This is a genomic window from Nocardia sp. NPDC004718 (genome assembly GCF_053601535.1).
Map to the genome: position 1 here is coordinate 44,822 of NZ_JBSGCA010000029.1, position 18,491 is coordinate 63,312.

The 18,491-nt window shown below is 70.4% G+C and carries 14 protein-coding genes; 7 read left to right on the plus strand and 7 right to left on the minus strand.

Annotated features, from left to right (window positions below):
* The first annotated feature begins 131 nt into the window (after window positions 1–131).
* Window positions 132–254 (plus strand): hypothetical protein, encoded by a 123-nt coding sequence (locus ACWEH3_RS22170; protein WP_450020829.1) that lies wholly within the window; start codon window positions 132–134, stop codon window positions 252–254.
* Window positions 255–328: 74 nt separating this feature from the next.
* The gene (locus ACWEH3_RS22175; RefSeq protein WP_450020831.1) at window positions 329–544 is read left to right on the plus strand and encodes a DUF4287 domain-containing protein; all 216 of its coding nucleotides are present in this window, start codon (window positions 329–331) and stop codon (window positions 542–544) included.
* A 55-nt stretch (window positions 545–599) separates the two neighbouring features.
* Here the strand turns inward: ACWEH3_RS22175 and ACWEH3_RS22180 are convergent, their stop codons facing one another.
* Window positions 600–1,958, minus strand: coding sequence for a cation:dicarboxylate symporter family transporter (locus tag ACWEH3_RS22180; protein WP_450020833.1), 1,359 nt, complete (start codon window positions 1,956–1,958; stop codon window positions 600–602).
* A gap of 188 nt (window positions 1,959–2,146) precedes the next feature.
* On the opposite strand from ACWEH3_RS22180, the gene ACWEH3_RS22185 reads away from it, so the two are divergent.
* A complete protein-coding gene (locus tag ACWEH3_RS22185; RefSeq protein WP_450020870.1) occupies window positions 2,147–3,652 on the plus strand; it encodes an ATP-binding protein in 1,506 nt (501 codons plus the stop codon).
* Window positions 3,649–4,350: a response regulator gene (locus ACWEH3_RS22190; protein ID WP_450020835.1), complete on the plus strand. Its 702-nt coding sequence runs from the start codon at window positions 3,649–3,651 to the stop codon at window positions 4,348–4,350. The genes ACWEH3_RS22185 and ACWEH3_RS22190 overlap by 4 nt, the downstream gene beginning before the upstream one ends.
* Here ACWEH3_RS22190 and ACWEH3_RS22195 read toward each other — a convergent pair whose 3' ends face one another.
* From ACWEH3_RS22195 to ACWEH3_RS22205, 3 genes are all read right to left on the minus strand, one after another.
* Window positions 4,351–5,655 (minus strand): cytochrome P450, encoded by a 1,305-nt coding sequence (locus ACWEH3_RS22195; protein WP_450020837.1) that lies wholly within the window; start codon window positions 5,653–5,655, stop codon window positions 4,351–4,353.
* A gap of 106 nt (window positions 5,656–5,761) precedes the next feature.
* Window positions 5,762–6,484: a TIGR03089 family protein gene (locus ACWEH3_RS22200; RefSeq protein WP_450020839.1), complete on the minus strand. Its 723-nt coding sequence runs from the start codon at window positions 6,482–6,484 to the stop codon at window positions 5,762–5,764.
* A gap of 3 nt (window positions 6,485–6,487) precedes the next feature.
* The gene (locus ACWEH3_RS22205) at window positions 6,488–8,044 is read right to left on the minus strand and encodes an LCP family protein (protein ID WP_450020841.1); all 1,557 of its coding nucleotides are present in this window, start codon (window positions 8,042–8,044) and stop codon (window positions 6,488–6,490) included.
* A 111-nt stretch (window positions 8,045–8,155) separates the two neighbouring features.
* Here ACWEH3_RS22205 and rfbD point away from each other — a divergent pair, with 111 nt between their 5' ends.
* The 3 genes from rfbD to ACWEH3_RS22220 all read left to right on the plus strand — a co-directional run bounded on the left by rfbD (window position 8,156) and on the right by ACWEH3_RS22220 (window position 11,433).
* Window positions 8,156–9,025, plus strand: a complete 870-nt coding sequence (gene rfbD / locus ACWEH3_RS22210) for a dTDP-4-dehydrorhamnose reductase (protein WP_450020843.1) — start codon at window positions 8,156–8,158, stop codon at window positions 9,023–9,025.
* A gap of 387 nt (window positions 9,026–9,412) precedes the next feature.
* The gene (locus ACWEH3_RS22215; RefSeq protein WP_450020845.1) at window positions 9,413–10,309 is read left to right on the plus strand and encodes a glycosyltransferase family 2 protein; all 897 of its coding nucleotides are present in this window, start codon (window positions 9,413–9,415) and stop codon (window positions 10,307–10,309) included.
* Between the two features lie 44 nt (window positions 10,310–10,353).
* A complete protein-coding gene (locus ACWEH3_RS22220; protein WP_450020847.1) occupies window positions 10,354–11,433 on the plus strand; it encodes a mannose-1-phosphate guanylyltransferase in 1,080 nt (359 codons plus the stop codon).
* A gap of 129 nt (window positions 11,434–11,562) precedes the next feature.
* Here the strand turns inward: ACWEH3_RS22220 and ACWEH3_RS22225 are convergent, their stop codons facing one another.
* The 3 genes from ACWEH3_RS22225 to ACWEH3_RS22235 form a co-directional block, all read right to left on the minus strand.
* On the minus strand, window positions 11,563–13,158 hold the full coding sequence (locus tag ACWEH3_RS22225) for a carboxylesterase/lipase family protein (protein ID WP_450020849.1): 1,596 nt from the start codon (window positions 13,156–13,158) through the stop codon (window positions 11,563–11,565).
* Between the two features lie 211 nt (window positions 13,159–13,369).
* Window positions 13,370–17,143 (minus strand): ABC transporter ATP-binding protein, encoded by a 3,774-nt coding sequence (locus tag ACWEH3_RS22230; RefSeq protein ID WP_450020851.1) that lies wholly within the window; start codon window positions 17,141–17,143, stop codon window positions 13,370–13,372.
* The gene (locus ACWEH3_RS22235; protein WP_450020853.1) at window positions 17,140–18,486 is read right to left on the minus strand and encodes an LLM class flavin-dependent oxidoreductase; all 1,347 of its coding nucleotides are present in this window, start codon (window positions 18,484–18,486) and stop codon (window positions 17,140–17,142) included. Before ACWEH3_RS22235 ends, ACWEH3_RS22230 begins: the two co-directional genes overlap by 4 nt.
* Window positions 18,487–18,491 lie beyond the last annotated feature (5 nt).

Genomic DNA, 18,491 nt, shown 5'->3' on the forward strand with positions numbered 1-18,491 from the left:
CGCGCCCACGGCGGCGAGCCGCGTCGTAGAGCGCCGGATTCGCCACCGCGAAGTCCGAGTAGGCTCGCGCGACCCGCGGCAGCGAGCCCGCGGCGCCCGAGGCTTCCGCGTGTGCCCGCCGCAGAACGGCGGTGAGCTGGGCGAACCCCTGCTCGGCGACGGCGGAGACGATCGCCGACTTGCCCGCGCTGACCGGTGGACTTCTCGTCGAGGAGCACCGTGTGGCCGACGGCGCGCGGACCGCGGCGGTATGACGGGCCGGTGCGATGATTTTCCGGCAGCTGCCCCGTCTGCACCATCGAACGCACGACGAGCAAGGAGATCGACCATGGCGACCAAGCCGCACGGCCCCGCGTCCTACTTCCCCTCTATCGAGGCCAAGTACGGCCGCACCATCGAAGAGTGGAAGGCCGCCATGCGCGAGACCGGTTTGACCGCACACAAGGAACTCGTCGAGTGGCTGAAGACCGAGCACGGTTTCGGGCACGGCCACGCCAATGCCCTCACCCAGCACCATCTGCACCCGGAGAAGTGGGAGGCGTGATCCCCGGACGCCACGAAGGGCCCGCAGATCCTGCGGGCCCTTCGTCGTGCGCACGCTATGCCTGGACCAGATCCTTGGTCTCGGATTCCTGCGCCTGCGCGGGCGTCCCGTGGTCGTCGTCGACCATGGTCCGCTCGTCGAACGGCAACTTGCGATCGAGCACTTCGCGCACCCGATCCACGTCGACGGTCTTGGTCCAGGTGCCGATCAGCACCGTGGCGACCGCGTTGCCGGAGAAGTTGGTCAGCGCCCGCGCCTCGGACATGAAGCGGTCGATGCCGACGATCAAGCCGACACCGTCGAGCAACTCGGGCCGATGACTCTGCAATCCGCCCGCCAGCGTGGCCAGCCCCGCGCCGGTGACGCCCGCAGCGCCCTTGGACGCGATGATCATGAACACCAGCAGCCCGAGTTGCTCGCCGATGGACAGCGGCTTGCCCATCGCCTCCGCGATGAACAGCGATGCCATGGTCAGGTAGATGGCGGTGCCGTCCAGGTTGAACGAATAGCCGGTGGGCACGACGACGCCAACCGTGGTGCGCTCGACACCCATGTGGTCCATCTTCGCGATCAGCCGTGGCAGCGCCGATTCCGACGACGAGGTCGCGACGATCAGCAGGTACTCCCGCGCGAGGTAGCGGACCAGCTTGAAGATCGACACCCGCGACACGCTCCACAGCAGCAGACCGAGCACGCCGAACACGAACACGACGCAGGTGAGGTAGAACGCGAGCATCAGCGTGCCCAGCTTCGCCACGGCGTCCAGGCCGGTCTTGCCGACCACGTTGGCGATCGCGCCGAACGCGCCGATCGGCGCCAGCCACAGAATCATCACCAGGATGCGGAACACGAGTTTCTGCAGCAACGCCACGCCGCGCAGGATCGGCTCGCCCGTCGTGCCCATGGCCTGTACCGCGAATCCGACCAGCAGCGCGACGAACAGCGCCTGCAGCACGTTGCCGGTGGTGAGCGAGGACAGCAGCGTGGACGGCACGATGTTCTGGACGAACTCCCAGGTACCGCCCGCGCTGTGCGCGGTATCAGCGAGGTTGTGACCGGCTTTGGCCGAATTGGCGATGTTCAGTCCCGCGCCGGGTTGCAGCAGGTTGCCGACGACCAGACCGATGCCGAGCGCGATGGTCGACATGACCAGGAAGTAGCCGATGGCCAGTCCGCCGACCTTGCCGACGGTGGCCGCCGCGCGCACCGAGCCGATCCCGAGCACGATGGTGCAGAAGATGACGGGAGCGATCATCATCTTGATGAGATTGACGAAAATGGTTCCCAGCGGGGCGAACGACTGCGCGGCGCCGGGCGCCAGCCAGCCGACGAGGACGCCCGCGACCACCGCCACGATGACGGACAGATAGAGCCAATGGGTGCGGTCGCGCCGCGTTCGAGTCGTGTCGCTCATAGCGAGGATTTCCCTTCGAAAGGTACCGACGCGAAGTGGCTCACGCCTTCCAGGCAGAATGATGGTCGGCCGGGTGATCCCGGTCACTGTTTGGTGCATTACGTTCAGCGGAGGCAGAGCTTGTGAGACGCGGTCGGCTCTCCCTCGCCGGGCAGGCGTTCGTCTTCCAGCTGGTCGTGTTGGCGGTGATGATCGGGATCGGCGTGGTGCTCGCGGTCCTGGACGCCAGGCACGACAGCGATGTCACCACCACCAGGGAGGTCACCGACGTCGCGGTGAGCGTGGCCGACGCGCCCTCGACCATCGACGCGCTGCACAGCGCGGACCCGACGGCGCTGTTGCAGCCGGTGACCGAGGAGATCCGGCGCGAGACCGGCATGGATTTCATCGTGGTCATGGCGCCGGACCGGACCCGCTACACGCACACCAACCCGGCGATGATCGGACTGCCGTTCAGCGGCAACATCGATCGCGCGCTGGCGGGCGAGACTTTCACCGAGACCTTCACCGGCACGCTCGGCCCCTCTATCCGAGCGGTGACTCCGGTCCAGGAGAACGGGCGGATCGTCGCTCTGGTCTCCGCGGGCGTGACCCGCGCGAAGATCGGCGACCAGGTCGCCACTCAGTTCCCGCTGATCCTCGGCGTCGCGGCGGCCGGGCTGGCGCTGGCCGCGGGCGGATCGTTCCTGCTGAGCCGCAGGCTGCGCAGGCAGACCCACGGCCTGGCGCCGGACGAGTTGCGCGCGATGTACGAGCACCATGACGCCGTCCTGCATTCGGTGCACGAGGGCCTGGTGGTGTTCGGCGCGTCCGGCGAGGATGCCGAGGTGGTCAACGACGAGGCGCGCCGTCTGCTCGACCTGCCCGCGGGCGACGTGCGGCGCAGCGACCTCCCGCTGTCGCTGCAACGAATGAGCTGGGGCTCCGTCCGCGACGAGATGCACGTGACCACCGACCGGATCCTGCTGGTCAACCAGGACACCGTGGAGTGGGAAGGCCGGGCGATCGGCACGGTGATGACCATCCGCGACCACACCGAGTTGCAGGCGGTGATGGGCGAACTCGATTCCGTGCGCAGTTTCGCGGCGTCGTTGCAGGCGCAGGCGCACGAGTCGGCCAACCGGTTGCACACCGTGGTCACCATGGTCGAACTGGGCCGCCACCGCGAGGCCGTCGAGTTCGCCACGGCGGAACTGGAGCTGTCCCAGTCGCTGATCGATCGGCTGTTCGCGGCGGTGGGCGCGCCCGCCCTGGCCGCTCTGCTGCTCGGCAAGGTGAACCAGGCCGCCGAACGCGGCATCGAGCTGACGATCACCGACGACACCGCGCTCGACTCGGTGGACCCGCTGTCCCCGCACGAAACGGTCACGCTGGTGGGCAATCTCGTCGACAACGCGATCGATGCGGCGGCGGACAGCACCTCCGGCTGGGTGGAGGTCACGCTGCGCTACCAATGGGCGGACGGCCCGGACGAGTCCACGCTCTACATCCGGGTCGCCGACAGCGGCCCCGGCATGTCGGCGGAGACGTTCGCCCGCGCGTCCCAGCGCGGCTATTCGACCAAAGCCGACCACCACGGGCTCGGTCTCGCGCTGGTCCACCGGCTGGTGGCCCGTCACGGGGGAAGCATCCACACCGAACGGGATCCCGAAAGCGCGGTCACCGTGACGATCCCACGAAAGGAGGCACGATGATCCGCGTGCTGATCGTCGAGGACGAGCCGCTGATCGCCGAGGCACACCGCGCCTACGTGGAACGTATCGCCGGATTCACACCCGTCGGCGTCGCCCACACCGGACGCGAGGCGATGCGCGCGGCGGCCGACGCCGCGGCCGAGGGCACGCCGATCGATCTGGTGCTGATGGACATCGGCCTGCCGGACGCCAGCGGCCTCGACGTCGCCGCCGCGCTGACCGGCCTGGCGCCGCGCCCGGATGTCATCGCCATCACGTCCGCGCGGGACCTGGCCATGGTGCGGACCGCGGTGTCGCACGGCGTAGTGCTGTATCTGCTGAAGCCGTTCACCTTTGCCGCGTTTCGGGACAAACTGGACCGCTACCGCGAGTTCCGCACCGCGCTCCCGGCCGGGGAGAGCGCCATCTCCCAGCACGACATCGACCGGGCGTTGAGCGCCCTGCGCACCCCCGACCAGCGTGCGACGACTCCCAAGGGCGTCGCGCCGCAGACCCTCGACGAGATCTCCCGCACCGTGCGCGCGGCCGAGGCCGAGGGCGTGACGGCCGCGGACACCGCGACCTCGATCGGCGTCTCGCGCATCACCGCATGGCGTTATCTGGAGAAGCTGGCCGACGACGGGTTGGTCGTCCGCCGCTCCGACTACGGCCGGGCCGGGCGCCCGAAGACCCGCTACGTCTGGAAGACCACGGGCTGATCAGACGACCGGCTCCGGTGCCTGCGCGCGCTGGCCGAGGTGCACCGGCATGCGCTCGTACCCGTGCAGGGTGAACAACGCGCGCCGCCGCAGCGGACCGTCGAGCCGCAGGTCGGGGAACCGCTCGAACAGGGCTTGCAGGGCGTGGACGCCTTCCATCCTGGCCAAGCTCGCTCCCAGGCAGACGTGCACGCCGCTGCTGAACGACAGGTGGTCCTTGGCGTTGTCGCGCCCGACGTCGAAACGCCCGGGATCGGCGAAGACCGCGGGATCGCGGTTGGCGCCCGCCAGCGACAGCACCACCGTGTTGCCCTCGCGCACTCGGATGCCGTCGATCTCGACGTCGGTCAGCGCGGTCCGCGCGGTGGTCTGCACCGGGGAGTCGAAACGCAGGATCTCCTCGACGGCGTTCGGCCACAACTCCGGCTCCTCGCGCAGCCGCTCCAGCTGATCCGGATGGGCCAGCAACTGCGCGACACCGTTGCCGATCAGGTTGACCGTCGTCTCGAAGCCCGCGCCCATGAGCAGGCTCGCGGTGGCCTTGAGCGCGTAGGAGTCCAGTTCGCCCGCGGCGACCAGGCTGCTGAGGATGTCATCGCCCGGCGCGCGACGCAACCGTTCGATGTGCTGGTCGAAGTAGTCGTTCATCACCTCCATGGCCCGCATCGCTTTCCGGTGCGCGCGCCAGGGGATGCCGACGTCCAGCAGCGGGGTCATCTGATCGCCCCAGTCCAGGAACAGCGCCTTGTCCTCGTCCGGGAAGCCGAGCATCTCCGAGATGATCGCGATCGGCACTTGGGCGGCGAACGAGCGGATCAGGTCCGCCGAACCGTGCGCGGGCAGATCGTCCAGCAGTTCCTCGGTGACCGTCTCGACGCGGTCGCGCAGCCTGCGGATCGCGCGCGGGGTGAAGGCCGAGGCCACCGGTTTGCGCATGGCTGTGTGCTCCGGCGGATCGATGACCAGCATCGACGGCGGCTCGACCGGATTCGGCGGCAAGGGGAAGCGCTCGGCGAGCTTCTGCAGCGGCTTGGGAATGTTGAAGCTCTCCGTGGTGCGCACCCCGAAGCGGCTGTCGCGCAGGATGGAGCGGCACAGCTCGTGGTCGAAGGTCGCCCACGCGATCGAGGTGCGCAACAGCCTCGTCTCGCCGCGCAGACGTTCGATCAGCGGATAGGGGTCGTCGAAGCCGGCCGGTCCGCCCATCAGTTCGGCGAACGGGTCACCGCGACGCGCCTGCAGGCGCAGGACGAGACGAGGCGCGCCCTGCACGGACAACCAGCGGAACCAATAATGTGGCTTCATAAGTCCAACCCCGTCGTCGTCGCCGATGAGTCCACCGTACGGAACCCGGCCCGCTTGTGGAACGTCCTCAGGTCGGATTCGGCGCTTATACCGTGGTAGGAGCCGCTCAGCCGCGCTGCGCGGTCACCCGCTCCGAGGCGACGCGCCGCTCGAGCAGCGCCGGGTCGGGGTTGACCACCTGCACCAGCGAAGCGCCCGCGGCCAGCACCGCGAGATATCCGTCGATCAGTTCGGCCGGGGTGTCCCACGGCGTGCTCGACAGCACGCGGTCGCCTTCGGCGAAGCCCTGGCGCATCGCCGATTTCCGTGCCTCGGCGAGCACCTCGGCGACCGGCATGCCGTCGAGCGCGACGCCGGCGCCGCGGGGCAGGAACTGGTCGCCGTGCACGCGCACCGAGGTGGCGAAGTCGGTGACGCCCACCGGCAGGTCGCGCACCGGCGAGCCCATGGCGTCCAGCGACAGGACCGCGACCTCGCCCGCTCCGTCGGCGTCGTCCAGGCGGTCCGGGGTGACCAGGGCCAGATCGGCGTCCCGGTCCGGATGCAGCACCACCTCGGTGCCCGCCCACCAGCAGCCCAGCAGCACCGCGGCGGTCTGCCAGTGCGCCGGGAGCAGGACGGCGACCCGCGCGCCCGGGCTCAGGCCGAACTCGTCGCGAATCAGGTTGGCGGTCTTGGCCGCCCAATTCGCCAGCGTCGCGCCGGACAGCTCGATGCGCGCGCCGGTGGCGTCGTCGTAGTAGGTGACGCGCGGGCCAGCGGGTTCGCGAGCGAGGATGGGATCGAGCACCGCTTCGGTGAGAGTGTGTGCCTGGTCGATGTCACGCATGGTTCAGTTCACGCATTTCGGTCCGTTCTGGCCTGCGTCGATCGGTGGAGCGGGCGGGACTGGTGTGGCCGCGGTCGACGTTCCGGACAGGTCGAACATCCGGCTCGCCGACGAGCCCGGACCAGAATAGTCGCTCGCCAGCACGACACTCACCGAATCCGGGGACAGAGCCGGATCGGCGAGCACCGTCAGCCCGCCGAGCGCCTTGGCGACCGCCTGCGCCTTCGGGCTGGAGGTGTCCGCCGCGAGCACGCGGCTGCCGGTGACGTGGCCGCCGCTGTAGTTGGACACCGTGCCTTGACGGAAGCCCTTGGCGCTCAACGTCTGCGCGACCTCGGCCGCGAGTCCGCCGATGCCGCCCGCGTTGTAGACGCTGACCGTCACGGTCGCGGGATCGAACCCCGGCTCGGCGTTGCGCGGGGCCGGGTCGCCGCCGACCAGCGAGGCGACGTAGGACTTGACCGCCTTGGGCTCGACCTTGACCACGGATTCACCGTTGCCGGTCTCGCCGTTGAGGTCGGCGACCGGAATGGTCTCGAATTTCACCTGCCCGCCGGACAGATCCTTCAGCCGCTGCAGGAACGCCAGCACGTCCCAGTCCTCGTCCAGCACGATCGTCCGGCCCACCGCGTCGCTGAGTTGCTGGAGCTTGGCCGGGTTGCCGAGCATCTTCGCGCTGAGCAATTGCTGCACCAGCTGGGCCATGAACACCTGCTGGCGCACGATGCGGTCGATGTCGCCGCGCGGCAGATCGTGGCGCTGGCGCACGAAACTCAACGCCCGCGGCCCGTCCAGGCGCTGGCGTCCGGCGGGGAACTTGGCGCCGGACATCCACTCGTCGACCGGGTTGCGCAGGCATACCTCGACGCCGCCGACGGCGTCGGTGAGCAGCGCGAAGCCGAGCAGGCTCACCTCGGCGTAGTGGTCGACGGTGATACCGGTGAGCCCGGCCACCGTCTTGATCAGCGCCTGCCTGCCCGCCTGGGTGGACCGCCGCTCCGCGTCGGCGTTCGAGACCCCCTGGTCGACGAGCTTCTGGAACTGGCTCGCCTTGGTCGCGCCGTAGGCGGAATTGATCTTGCCCATGCCGAGGCCGGGAATGCTGACGTAGGAATCGCGCGGGATCGAGATCGCGGTGGCCGAGCGTCCGTCGTTCGGCACGCGCAGCAGCACGATGGTGTCGGTGTTGGTGCCGACCTCGTCGCCCGCGTGCAGCATCGCGCGTTCGGCGTCCGACAGCGGGTTGCCGTGCGCGTCGGTACGACTGTCCACACCGACCAGCAGGATGTCCACCGCGCCGTCGCGACCGCCGCCGAGGCCGAGATCGCCGAGACGCTCGATGTCGGCCACCAGCCCGTCGACGCTGCGCCAGGCGAAACCGGTGAGCACCACCACGATCACGGCGGCGGTCACGGCGAGCGAGCGCAGCGGCCCGAAGGCCCGGTCGCCGGGCCCGGTCGCCCGCGACGCCGCCGATGTGCCCCTCCGCTGCGACAAGTCCGCATCCTCTCGCCGAAACTCGGTGTCCTGGCGACGCGTGCGCAACCGATCCGCCACCATGGTTACCGCTCGCCCCGCCCGGTTTCGGGATCCCCCGATAGCACAAGGCTATCGAACGGCAGGCGCGAACGGCCGTAACCGAGGACGTGGCGGCGTGCCAGACTTGCGGCCGTGACCGACCCCACCGCGCCCGACTCCACCGCGTCCGCTCGCCTCGTCGTCACGGGCGCGCACGGACAGGTGGGCCGGGAACTGCGTCGTCTCGCTCCGGCCGCCAGCGGCTACGGGCGCGCCGAACTCGACATCACCGACCCCGCCGCCGTACGCGCGGTGCTCACGCCCGGCGACGTGGTGCTGAACTGCGCCGCCTATACCGCCGTCGACCTGGCCGAAACCGAAACCGAGGCGGCGTACGCGGGCAACGCCGCCGGACCGGCCGTGCTCGCCGACGTCTGCGCCGACCTCGGTGCCCGGCTGATCCATCTGTCCACCGATTACGTCTTCCCAGGTACCCAGGATCGGCCGTACGACACAGCCGATGTGACCGGACCGACGTCGGTCTACGGGGAGTCCAAGCTCGCCGGGGAACAGGCGGTGCTGAGCCGCTGCCCGGACGCGCACGTGGTGCGCACCGCGTGGGTATACACCGGGCGCGGCGGCGATTTCGTCGCCACGATGCTGCGGCTGGAGCGCGAACGCGACACCGTCGACGTCGTCGACGACGAGGTCGGCTCCCCCACCTACGCCGCCGATCTGGCCGCCGCGCTGCTGGAATTGGCGGGCAGGCCGGACGCGCCGCGGGTGCTGCACGCCACCAACGCCGGGCGGGCCAGCCGATTCGAGCTCGCCCGAGCGGTGTTCGCCGGTGTCGGCGCCGATCCGGGACGCGTCCGTCCGTGCGACTCCTCCGCGTTCCCCAGACCCGCACGCCGCCCGGCGTTTTCGGTGCTCTCGCCGCGGGCCTGGATCGACGCCGGGCTCACGCCGCTGCGGGATTGGCGGACCGCACTGGGAGACGCGCTGGCGCGGCAATCCGATTGAGGCGTACCTCCGCATTCATTCCGGTCATGCGGGCCGATGGACCACACCCGGCTCCGCCCACCAGGCGTACCCCGCCTTCGCCGGGGCATGCCGAGCCATCGACGGGCGGGTTGAACTGCGCGCGTTGGGCCTACCTCCGCCGTTGCTCCGACCACGGGCAGGCTGTCGACCGATGGCGTCCGGCTGCGCCCCTCGCGCGTACTCCGCCTGCGATCGGGCCATCGAGGCACAGCGCCCCGCCGCGCGGGCCGGGCGGGCCTCCGGCCGAGCGCGGACCATCTACGCACGACGCCCGCTCGCGCCCGTCCGGCATCCTCCACCTCGGCTGGGACCGAGCGCGAGCCATCGACGAACGGGTTGCGGCTGCGCCCGTTAAGGTTGGCTGTCGTGAGTGAATCCGAATCCGCCGCGCCCGCGGGCCTGGCCGTCGTCACGGTGACCTACTCGCCGGGTGAGCACCTCGAGCACTTCATCAGCACTCTAGCCGGGGCCACCGCCGAGAAACCTCAGGTGATCCTCGCCGACAACGGGTCGGTCGACGGTGTGCCGGAGCTGGTCGCCGAGGCCAATTCGCACGTGCGGCTGCTGCGCACCGGCGGCAACATCGGTTACGGCGGCGCGATCAACCGGGCGGTCGCGGAGATCGATCCGGCCATCGAGTTCGTCGTGATCGCCAACCCGGATATCCGCTGGGGCACCGATTCCATCGACAAACTGCTCGCCGCCGCCAAGCGCTGGCCGCGCGCGGGCGCGCTCGGTCCGCTGGTGCTGGAGCCGGACGGCAGCGTGTACCCGTCGGCCCGCCGGGTGCCCGGCCTGCTCGACGGCGCCGGACACGCGATCCTGGGCACGGTCTGGAAGTCCAACCCGTGGACCCGTCGGTACCGGCAGGAGAACGAGGAGATCTCCGAGCGAGCCGTCGGCTGGCTGTCGGGGTCGTGTCTGCTGGTGCGGCGCGCGGCGTTCGACTCGATCGACGGTTTCGACTCGCGCTACTTCATGTACATGGAGGACGTCGACTTCGGCGACCGGATGGGCAAGGCGGGTTGGCACAACGTTTTCGTGCCGGACGCCGAGGTAACCCATGCCAAAGGTCACGCGGCGGGCCGCCATCCCGAAGTGATGCTGCCCGCCCACCATGCCAGCGCCTACCGGTTCCAGGCCGACCGGCATCCGCACTGGTGGCAGGCTCCACTGCGGTTGGCGCTGCGGGCCGGACTTGCGGTCCGCTCGCGGATTGCGGTTCGATCTGCCCTGCGCCAGCAGGCGCGCGACGCCGGGTAACCGGCGACGGCGGCGAGAAACGACCTTGTGAACAGGGGAGCTTGATGGCAGGAAATACAGGCACCGACGCGGTGATCCTGGTCGGCGGGCAGGGCACGCGGCTGCGGCCGCTGACCCTTTCGGCGCCCAAGCCGATGCTGCCGACGGCCGGGCTCCCGTTCCTGACCCATATGCTCGCCCGTATCGCCGAGGCCGGGATCACGCACGTGGTGCTGGGCACGTCGTTCAAGGCCGAAGTGTTCGAGGAGCACTTCGGCGACGGCTCCGAGCTGGGCTTGGAGATCGAGTACGTCACCGAGACCGAGCCGCTCGGCACCGGCGGCGCGATCCGCAACGTGCTGCCCAGGCTGCGCGCGGACAACGTGATGGTGTTCAACGGCGACGTGCTCGGCGGCACCGACCTCGGCGCGGTGCTCGACACCCACGAGTCGACCCGCGCCGACGTGACGCTGCACCTGGTCCGGGTCAGCGACCCGCGCGCGTTCGGTTGCGTGCCCACCGACGAGGACGGCCGGGTCACCGCGTTCCTGGAGAAGACCCAGGATCCGCCGACCGATCAGATCAACGCCGGGTGCTACGTCTTCCGCCGGGAGTACATCGAGAAGATCCCGGCGGGGCGTCCGGTGTCGGTGGAGCGCGAGGTGTTCCCTGCGCTGTTGACCGAGGGCGCCCGCGTCCAGGGGTACGTCGACGCTTCCTACTGGCGCGACATGGGCACGCCCGAGGACTTCGTGCGTGGCTCCGCCGATCTGGTGCGCGGCATCGCGCCCTCCCCCGCCCTGCCTGGGCAGCGCGGTGAATCGCTGGTGCATCCCGGCGCGGGTGTCGCTCCGGGTGCAGTGCTCATCGGCGGCACGGTCGTCGGCCGCGGCGCCGAGATCGGTGCGGGCGCGCGCCTGGACGGCGCGGTCGTCTTCGACGGCGCGGTGATCGAGGCGGGCGCGACGGTGGAGCGCACCATCATCGGCTTCGGGGCGCGCATCGGCCCCCGCGCGCTGGTCCGCGACGGCGTCATCGGAGACGGCGCGAACATCGGCGCCCGCTGCGAACTGCTGCGCGGAGCTCGCGTCTGGCCCGGCGTGGAGATTCCCGACGGCGGCATCCGCTTCTCCACCGACGTCTGAGGCGCTCGCCGGGTGCCGCGATCGACCAGGCACCCGGCGGCGGCGCGATCGGGCTGGTGTCGCCGCCACTTCCGGTGCTTGCCGACGGCGCGGACGACCCGAATTCGCGTGCTGCGCGAAGAACGTCTGCTAGGAGAACCCGACGGCCTGCTGTCCCCAGGCGGTGTGCAGGTCGCGGTCCGGGTCGTCGACCACGCGATCGACGCCGTCGATGAGCAGTGTGGCGCGGGCACCCAGGCGATACGGCCGCCAGTGTTTGGAGCCGTCGAGGGCGGCGGGGACGCCGTGCGCGGCGAAGGCCAGCCAGCGGCGCATCACGCGCCCGGAGACCTCCATGGCCGCTTTGCGGCCGCCGAGCCAGAAGGTCGGATCGAGGTTCAGCGTCCCGAAATTGCCGAAGACGTAAGGCAATTCGGTGGCGTGACCGGCGCCGACACGGGCGGCCCTCAGCATCGGGGTCGCGTAGTCGAAGCGGTACATCCACGTGGGCGAGTGCTCGGCGTGACCGTCGGCCACCCAGTGCGCCGGCATCCGGAACGCCGCGTCGGTGGACATCGCCAGCGCCCCGCGCGCCTTTTTCAGGTCCGGGTAGGCCGAGGTGATCTCGGCGATGCGCTCCGCGGACATCTCCGGGTGGCTCGCCGCGACGTCGCGCAGCATCGCGTTCACCGCGTCCGGCGTCACCGGCATGATCGGCGAGCGCAGCAGCCGGAACAGCGACGCCTCGTCCTTGTTGGTGCCGATGATCAACGGCACCCGGTGCGACTGTCCGCGCTGGAACCGGTCGATCGGGTAGCCCGGCAGCACATCGCCGTCCACCACGGGCGCGGCCGCAAGTCGCCCCGGCTCCTTCAGCGGTATCTCGTCGAGCAGGACGCCCGCCGCCCCCACGATCCGCTCGATCGGGCAGTCCAGCAGCTCCTCGGCCCTGGTCGCGGGCAGCTCGATCAGCTCGAGGAACCGCTGCGCCACCGTCGCGGCCCGTTCCTGCCCGAACACCGTCGTGGCGGGCGGGCTCTGCGCGATCGCCCGGTGGAACAGCCCGGCGGCGCGGGGGGCGGTGAGCAGCGCGGTGACGCAACCCCCGCCGGAGGACTCGCCGAAGAGCGTGACGTTGCCGGGATCGCCGCCGAACGCGGCGATGTTGTCGCGCACCCACTCCAGTGCGGCGATCTGGTCGTGCAGGCCGAGGTTCGGCGCGAAGTCGCCGCCGAGCGAGGACAGGTCGAGGAAGCCGAGCGCACCGAGCCGATAGTTGACCCCGACGACCACGACGTCACCGGCAGCGGCCAGCTTGCGCCCGTCGTAGATCTGCTGCGCGGCGGTGCCCAGGCAGTACGCGCCACCGTGCAGCCAGACCAGCACCGGGCGCGGCTCGGTGTCCGGGCCACGGGCGGGATCGCCCGTCTCCGGCCGCGGTGACCAGACGTTGAGCCACAGACAGTCCTCGCCCATGGTCAGGCCCGAGTCGACGGGGACCATGGTGCCCATCGTCTGCGGCGCGATCTGCCCGAAAGCGGTGCAGTCGCGCACCCCCTCCCAAGGCTGCGGGGGCCGTGGCGGAGCGAATCTGGCCGGACCGGTGGGAGCCGCCGCGTAGGGGATGCTGCGCCAGACCGAAACCGGCCCTTCGCGCACACCACGCACGTCGCCGTAGGCCGTTCGCGCAATGGGCTCGGCCGAACCGTCGGGACCGGGCACCGCCTCGGAGAACTGAGCGCGCATCGCAGACCTCCTCATACTTCTTTTTCGAGAGTACGTCGAAGATCGGTACGAGAGCGTCGCGATGCCGTGACATTGCCGCGTCGACTCTCATTCATCCGCTGTTCAGGCCCCTGACCGAGGCGGCGGTGTCGAATCGGTCACGGCGAGCGCCGGAACCCACCGCCACCTGGGATAGCCAGGAGAATGCTCCTGCTGTCACGGTGGCGCGGGGTCAGGTCGCGGCCTCCGATTCCCGGTCACCGACCGACGCCGTGTCGTCGCCGACATACGCGGCCCACAAGCGGCGATACGGCCCGTCCTCGCCGAGCAGTTGCGCGTGCGTGCCGGTCTGCAACAGCCGCCCCTCGCCCACCACCGCGATGAGATCCGCGTCCGCGGCGGTGGCGAGCCGGTGCGCGACCACGATGGTGGTGCGCCCGGCGGTGAGCACGTCCACCGCGGCCCGCACCCTGGCCTCGGTCGCCAGATCCAGCGAGGCGGTGGCCTCGTCCAGGATCAGGATGTCCGGCTCGACGAGCTGCGCCCGCGCGAGCGCGAGCAGCTGGCGCTGGCCCGCCGACATGCTGCGTCCGTGGTCGCCGGTCGGCTGGTAGTACCCGTGCTCCAGCGCGGCGATCATCTCGTGCGCGCCGACCGCCCGCGCCGCCCACTCGATGTCGGCGGGCGTGGCCTCCGGCTTGCCGTAGGCGATAGCCGCGCGCACGGTGTCGCCGAACAGGAACGGTTCCTGCGGGACCACGCCGAGCCGCTTGCGATACTCGCGCAAGCGATAGTCGCGCACATCGACGCCGTCGACCAGCAACGCCCCCTCGGTCGGGTCGTAAAACCTGGCCAGCAGCTTCACCAGCGTCGACTTGCCCGCGCCCGTCTCGCCGACCAGCGCCACCTTCTGCCCCGGCTCGATGCGCAGATCGATGCCGGAGAGCACCGGCTCGGCGCGGGTCTCGTAGGTGAATCCGACTCCGCGCAACTCGATCGCACCGTTCAGGCGGGTCACCGGACGCGCGTCGGCGGCGTCCGGGGTGGCGACCGGCGTGCGCAGCAGTTCGCTGAGCCGATCGACGCCGACCACGGCCTGCTGGTAGCTGTCGAAGACCTGGGACAGCTGCTGGATCGGCGCGAACAGCAGATCCACGTAGAGCAGGAAGGCGATGAGCGTGCCCGCGGTGAGCACGGCCTCGCGCACCTGGTGCACGCCCACCGCGAGCACCGCCGCCGTGGCCACCACGGACATGAACTCGATGAACGGGAAGAACACGGCCATCAGGATCTGGCTGCGCAGGCGCGCGTCGCGATAGTCCCAGGACCGCCGCTCGAACTCGGCGCGGTTGCGCTCCTCGCGCCGGTAGGCCTGGGTGACCTTGATGTTGTCGACGTTCTCCTGCAGGTAGGCGTTGACGATGCTGACCCGCTCGCGTGCGAGGTTGTAGGCGGGCACCGACGCGCGCCGGAACGCCGCCGTCGAGATCACCAGCAGCGGGAGCAGCGCGAGTACCACCAGCGCCAGCCGCGCGTCGATGACCAGCAGTGCGATCACCACGCCCGCGATGGTCACCGTGCTGGTGAGCGCGGTGGCCAGGCCGGTTTGCAGGAACGCAGAGAGCCCGTCGACGTCGGTGGTCATCCTGGTCATGATCCGGCCGCCGAGTTCGCGCTCGTAGTACTGCAAGCCGAGCCGTTGCAACTGCGCGAAGGTCTTCACCCGCAGGCCGTACAGCAGCCGTTCGCCCGCGCGACCGGTCACCCGCACCTGCGCGACGCTGATCGCCCAGTCCACCGCGACCACGAGCAGCGCGAGCGCCGCCGCGACCAGCAGCACGTCGTGCGCGCCGGCCAGGACGCCGTGGTCGATGCCGTAACGCACCAGGAAGGGAATCAGCACCTGCGCCAGGGCGTCGAGCCCCACCAGACCGAGCCCGGCCAGCAACGGCGCCGCGAACGGCCGCAGCAGCCGCGGCAGCGAGAACTCCGGATCCGGTGTGTGCGAGAAGGATTCGGAGACCTCCGGTTCGCCGGTCAGCGCGGGAAGGCGGTCGATCAGCTCCTGCACGTCACCGCTGGGCGGCGCGGCGGCGAGCATCCCCGGCCCCGCCGCCCGGCCCGCTCCGGCTGGAGCACCGGCGGCACGCTGGGAGAACGCCTTCGCCACCTGCTCCAGGGTGCGGGCGCCGTCATCGTCGTCCTCGGCGGGCTCGACCCACAGCGGGGAGGTCGGCGCCTCGGGCCGAGCGAGCCCGGCGTCCACGCCGATTCCCGTCACCTCCGGCGGGGTGAACAGCGCGCGGAACAACTCGCCGGAGTGTTGCAGATCGCGCAGCGTGCCCAGTTCCGCCACCCGTCCGTCGTCGAGCACGGCCACCCGGTCGGCGAGCGCCAGGGTGGACAGGCGATGCGCGACGACGATGGTGGTACGCCCGCGCACCTCGGCCGCGATTCTGGCGTAGATCTGTTCCTCGACCTGCGCGTCGATGGCCGAAGTGGCGTCGTCGAGAACCAGGATGGGCGCGTCGGTGAGCAGCGCGCGGGCCAGCGCGATGCGCTGCCGCTGCCCGCCGGACAGCCGCTGCCCGCGCTCGCCGATCCTGGTATCCAGTCCCTCGGGCAGCGTCTGCACGAACCCGTCGGCCGCGGCGAGATACAAGGCGTGCCAGACTTCTTCGTCCGTGGCCGCCGGGCGTCCATAGGCCACGTTGGCCCGGATGCTGTCCGCCATCAGGTGGGTGTCCTCGAACACCATCGCCACCTGGTCGCGGGCGTCGGACAGGTAGCGGATGTCGACGCCGTCGAACAGGACGGCCCCGGCGTCCGGGTCGACCAGACGCGGAAGCAATTGCACCAGTGTCGATTTGCCGCTGCCCGCACTGCCCGCGATCGCCATGGTCTCGCCCGGCTCGACGGTCAGTTCCAGCCCGTCGAGCACCCGTGTGCGACCGAAACCGAAACCGACGCCACGGAACTCGACGCGCGGCGGCGCACTGCCGCGTACCGTCTCGACTCGAGGACGTTCCACCGGCGCCGGCGCCTCGATCACCTCGCGCACCCGGTCCAGCGACGCCTTGCCCTGCTGGCTGACCGTCAGCAGCATGGCGAACTGCCGGATCGGGCTGACGAACGAGCCGAGATAGGTCATGAACGCCAAGAAGGTGCCCAGCGTGACGGACTGCGACAACGCCAGCAGCCCGCCCGCGATCAGGATCAGCGCCTGTCCCGCCGCGGGCACCGCCTGCATCGCCGGGGTGAACCGGCTGGTGATGCGCGCGACGCGCAGCCGGGAGCGGTACAGCTCCCGCGCCTTCGCGGCCAATCCGTCGAGCTCGTGCCGTTCCTGGCCGAACCCCTTCACCACTCGCACCCCGGCGACCGCGGCCTCCACCTGCATCGCCACCTCGGCGGCGCGGGCCTGCGCGTCCCAGTTGGCCGGGAAGAGTTTGCGCTGGCTGCGCCGGGTGATGATCCACAGGGCGGGAACCACCAGCAGCGCGATCACGGTCAGGGCGGGCGACATCAGGGTCATCAGCGTCAGCGCACCGGCCAGCAGCACCACATTGCCCGCCACCATGGGAATGAGCTGCAGGAACATCTGGATCAGCGTGACGTCCGTGATCGCCCGGCTGACCACCTGACCGGTCCGCAGGTCCGCCTGCTCGCGGCCGTCCAGCCGCAGCAGCGCGGCGAACAGGTCCCGGCGCAGATCGTGCTGCACGCCCAGCGACAGCTGGGACGACGCCACCCGGCGCGTGAACGACGACCCGAACCGCGCCGCGCCGACGACCAGCAGCAGCGCCGCCCACGGCGCCACCGACGCCGCGGTGGCGGTGAGCGTGTCCACCACATGCCGCACGATGAGGGGCAGCACCGCCGTCAGCAGCGCCGCCGCGAGCGCACCTGCGCCCGCGGCCACGACCAGGCGGCGGTGCTCGAGACAGCGGCGCGTCAGGTACCGGATCCATCCCGGCTGGGACGGATCCGGTGGCACCGAGCTCATCGGGCGACCACGAGCGCGTCCGCGGTGTCGTACTGGTTGGCCGGCCGGGCGAGGCCGTAGTGCCCACGCAGGGTGGTCTCGGTGTACTCGGTGCGGAACAGCCCGCGCTGCTGCAGGATCGGCACCACTTGGTCGACGAAGCGCTCCAGGCCCGAGGGCAGCACGGCGGGCATGATGTTGAACCCGTCCGCGGCGCCCTCCCGGAACCAGTGCTCGATGGTGTCGGCCACCTGCTCGGGTGTGCCCGCGAAGGTGCGGTGCCCGCGCCCGCCGCCGAGCCGCCCGATCAGCTGGCGCAGGGTGAGGCGTTCGCGCCGGGCAAGATTCACGATGAGCGTGAACCGGCTCTTGGCGCCCTGGATCTCGTCCTCGGTGGGCAGATCCTCGGGCAGTTCGCTGTCCAGGTCGAGTTGTTCGATGGGCAGTTTGAAGTGCGCGGCCAGCTGGCGGCGCGCGTACTCCGGCGAGATCAGGCGCTCGAGTTCGGCGTCGAGTTCGCGGGCCTGTTCCTCGGTGTCGCCGATGACGGGGACGATGCCGGGCAGGATCTTGATCGTCTCCGGGTCACGGCCCAGCGCGACCGCGCGCTGCTTGAGATCGGTGTAGAACGCCTTGCCGTCCTCGAGCGTCTGCTGCGCGGTGAACACCGCTTCCGCGTAGCGGGCGGCGAAGTTCTTGCCGTCCTCCGAGGAGCCCGCCTGCACCAGCACCGGGTAGCCCTGCGGCGAGCGCGGCACGTTCAACGGACCGTCGACCTTGAAGAACTCGCCGTGGTGGCCGATCTTGCGAACCTTGCTCGCGTCGGTGTGGATGCCGAGGCTCTTGTCCGCGACGATCGCGTCGTCGTCCCAGCTGTCCCACAGCTTGGTGGCCACGTCGACGAACTCGGCGGCCTTCTCGTAACGCAGCTGGTGGTCCGGGGTGTCGTCCAGGCCGAAGTTGCGCGCGGCGTCGGCGCCCGCGGTGGTGACGATGTTCCAGCCGACCCGGCCGTTGCTCACCCAGTCCACCGAGGAGAACCGGCGCGCCAGGTTGTAGGGATCGTTGTAGCTGGTGGAGGCGGTGGCGATCAGGCCGATCCGGCTGGTCTGCACGGCCACCGCGGTGAGGATCACGGTCGGCTCCAGCTTGCCGCTGGGCCTGCGGCCGGGATCGCCCATCAGCACCGGGCTGTCGGCGAAGAAGATCGAGTCCAGCTTGCCGCGCTCGGCGGTGCGGGCCAGCTCGACGTAGTAGTTGATGTCGGTGTGCGCGTACGGATCGCTTTCCGGCAGCCGCCAGGCCGCCTCGTGGTGCCCCACCGACATCAGGAAGGCGTTGAGGTGCAGTTGTTTACCGGACATGGTCG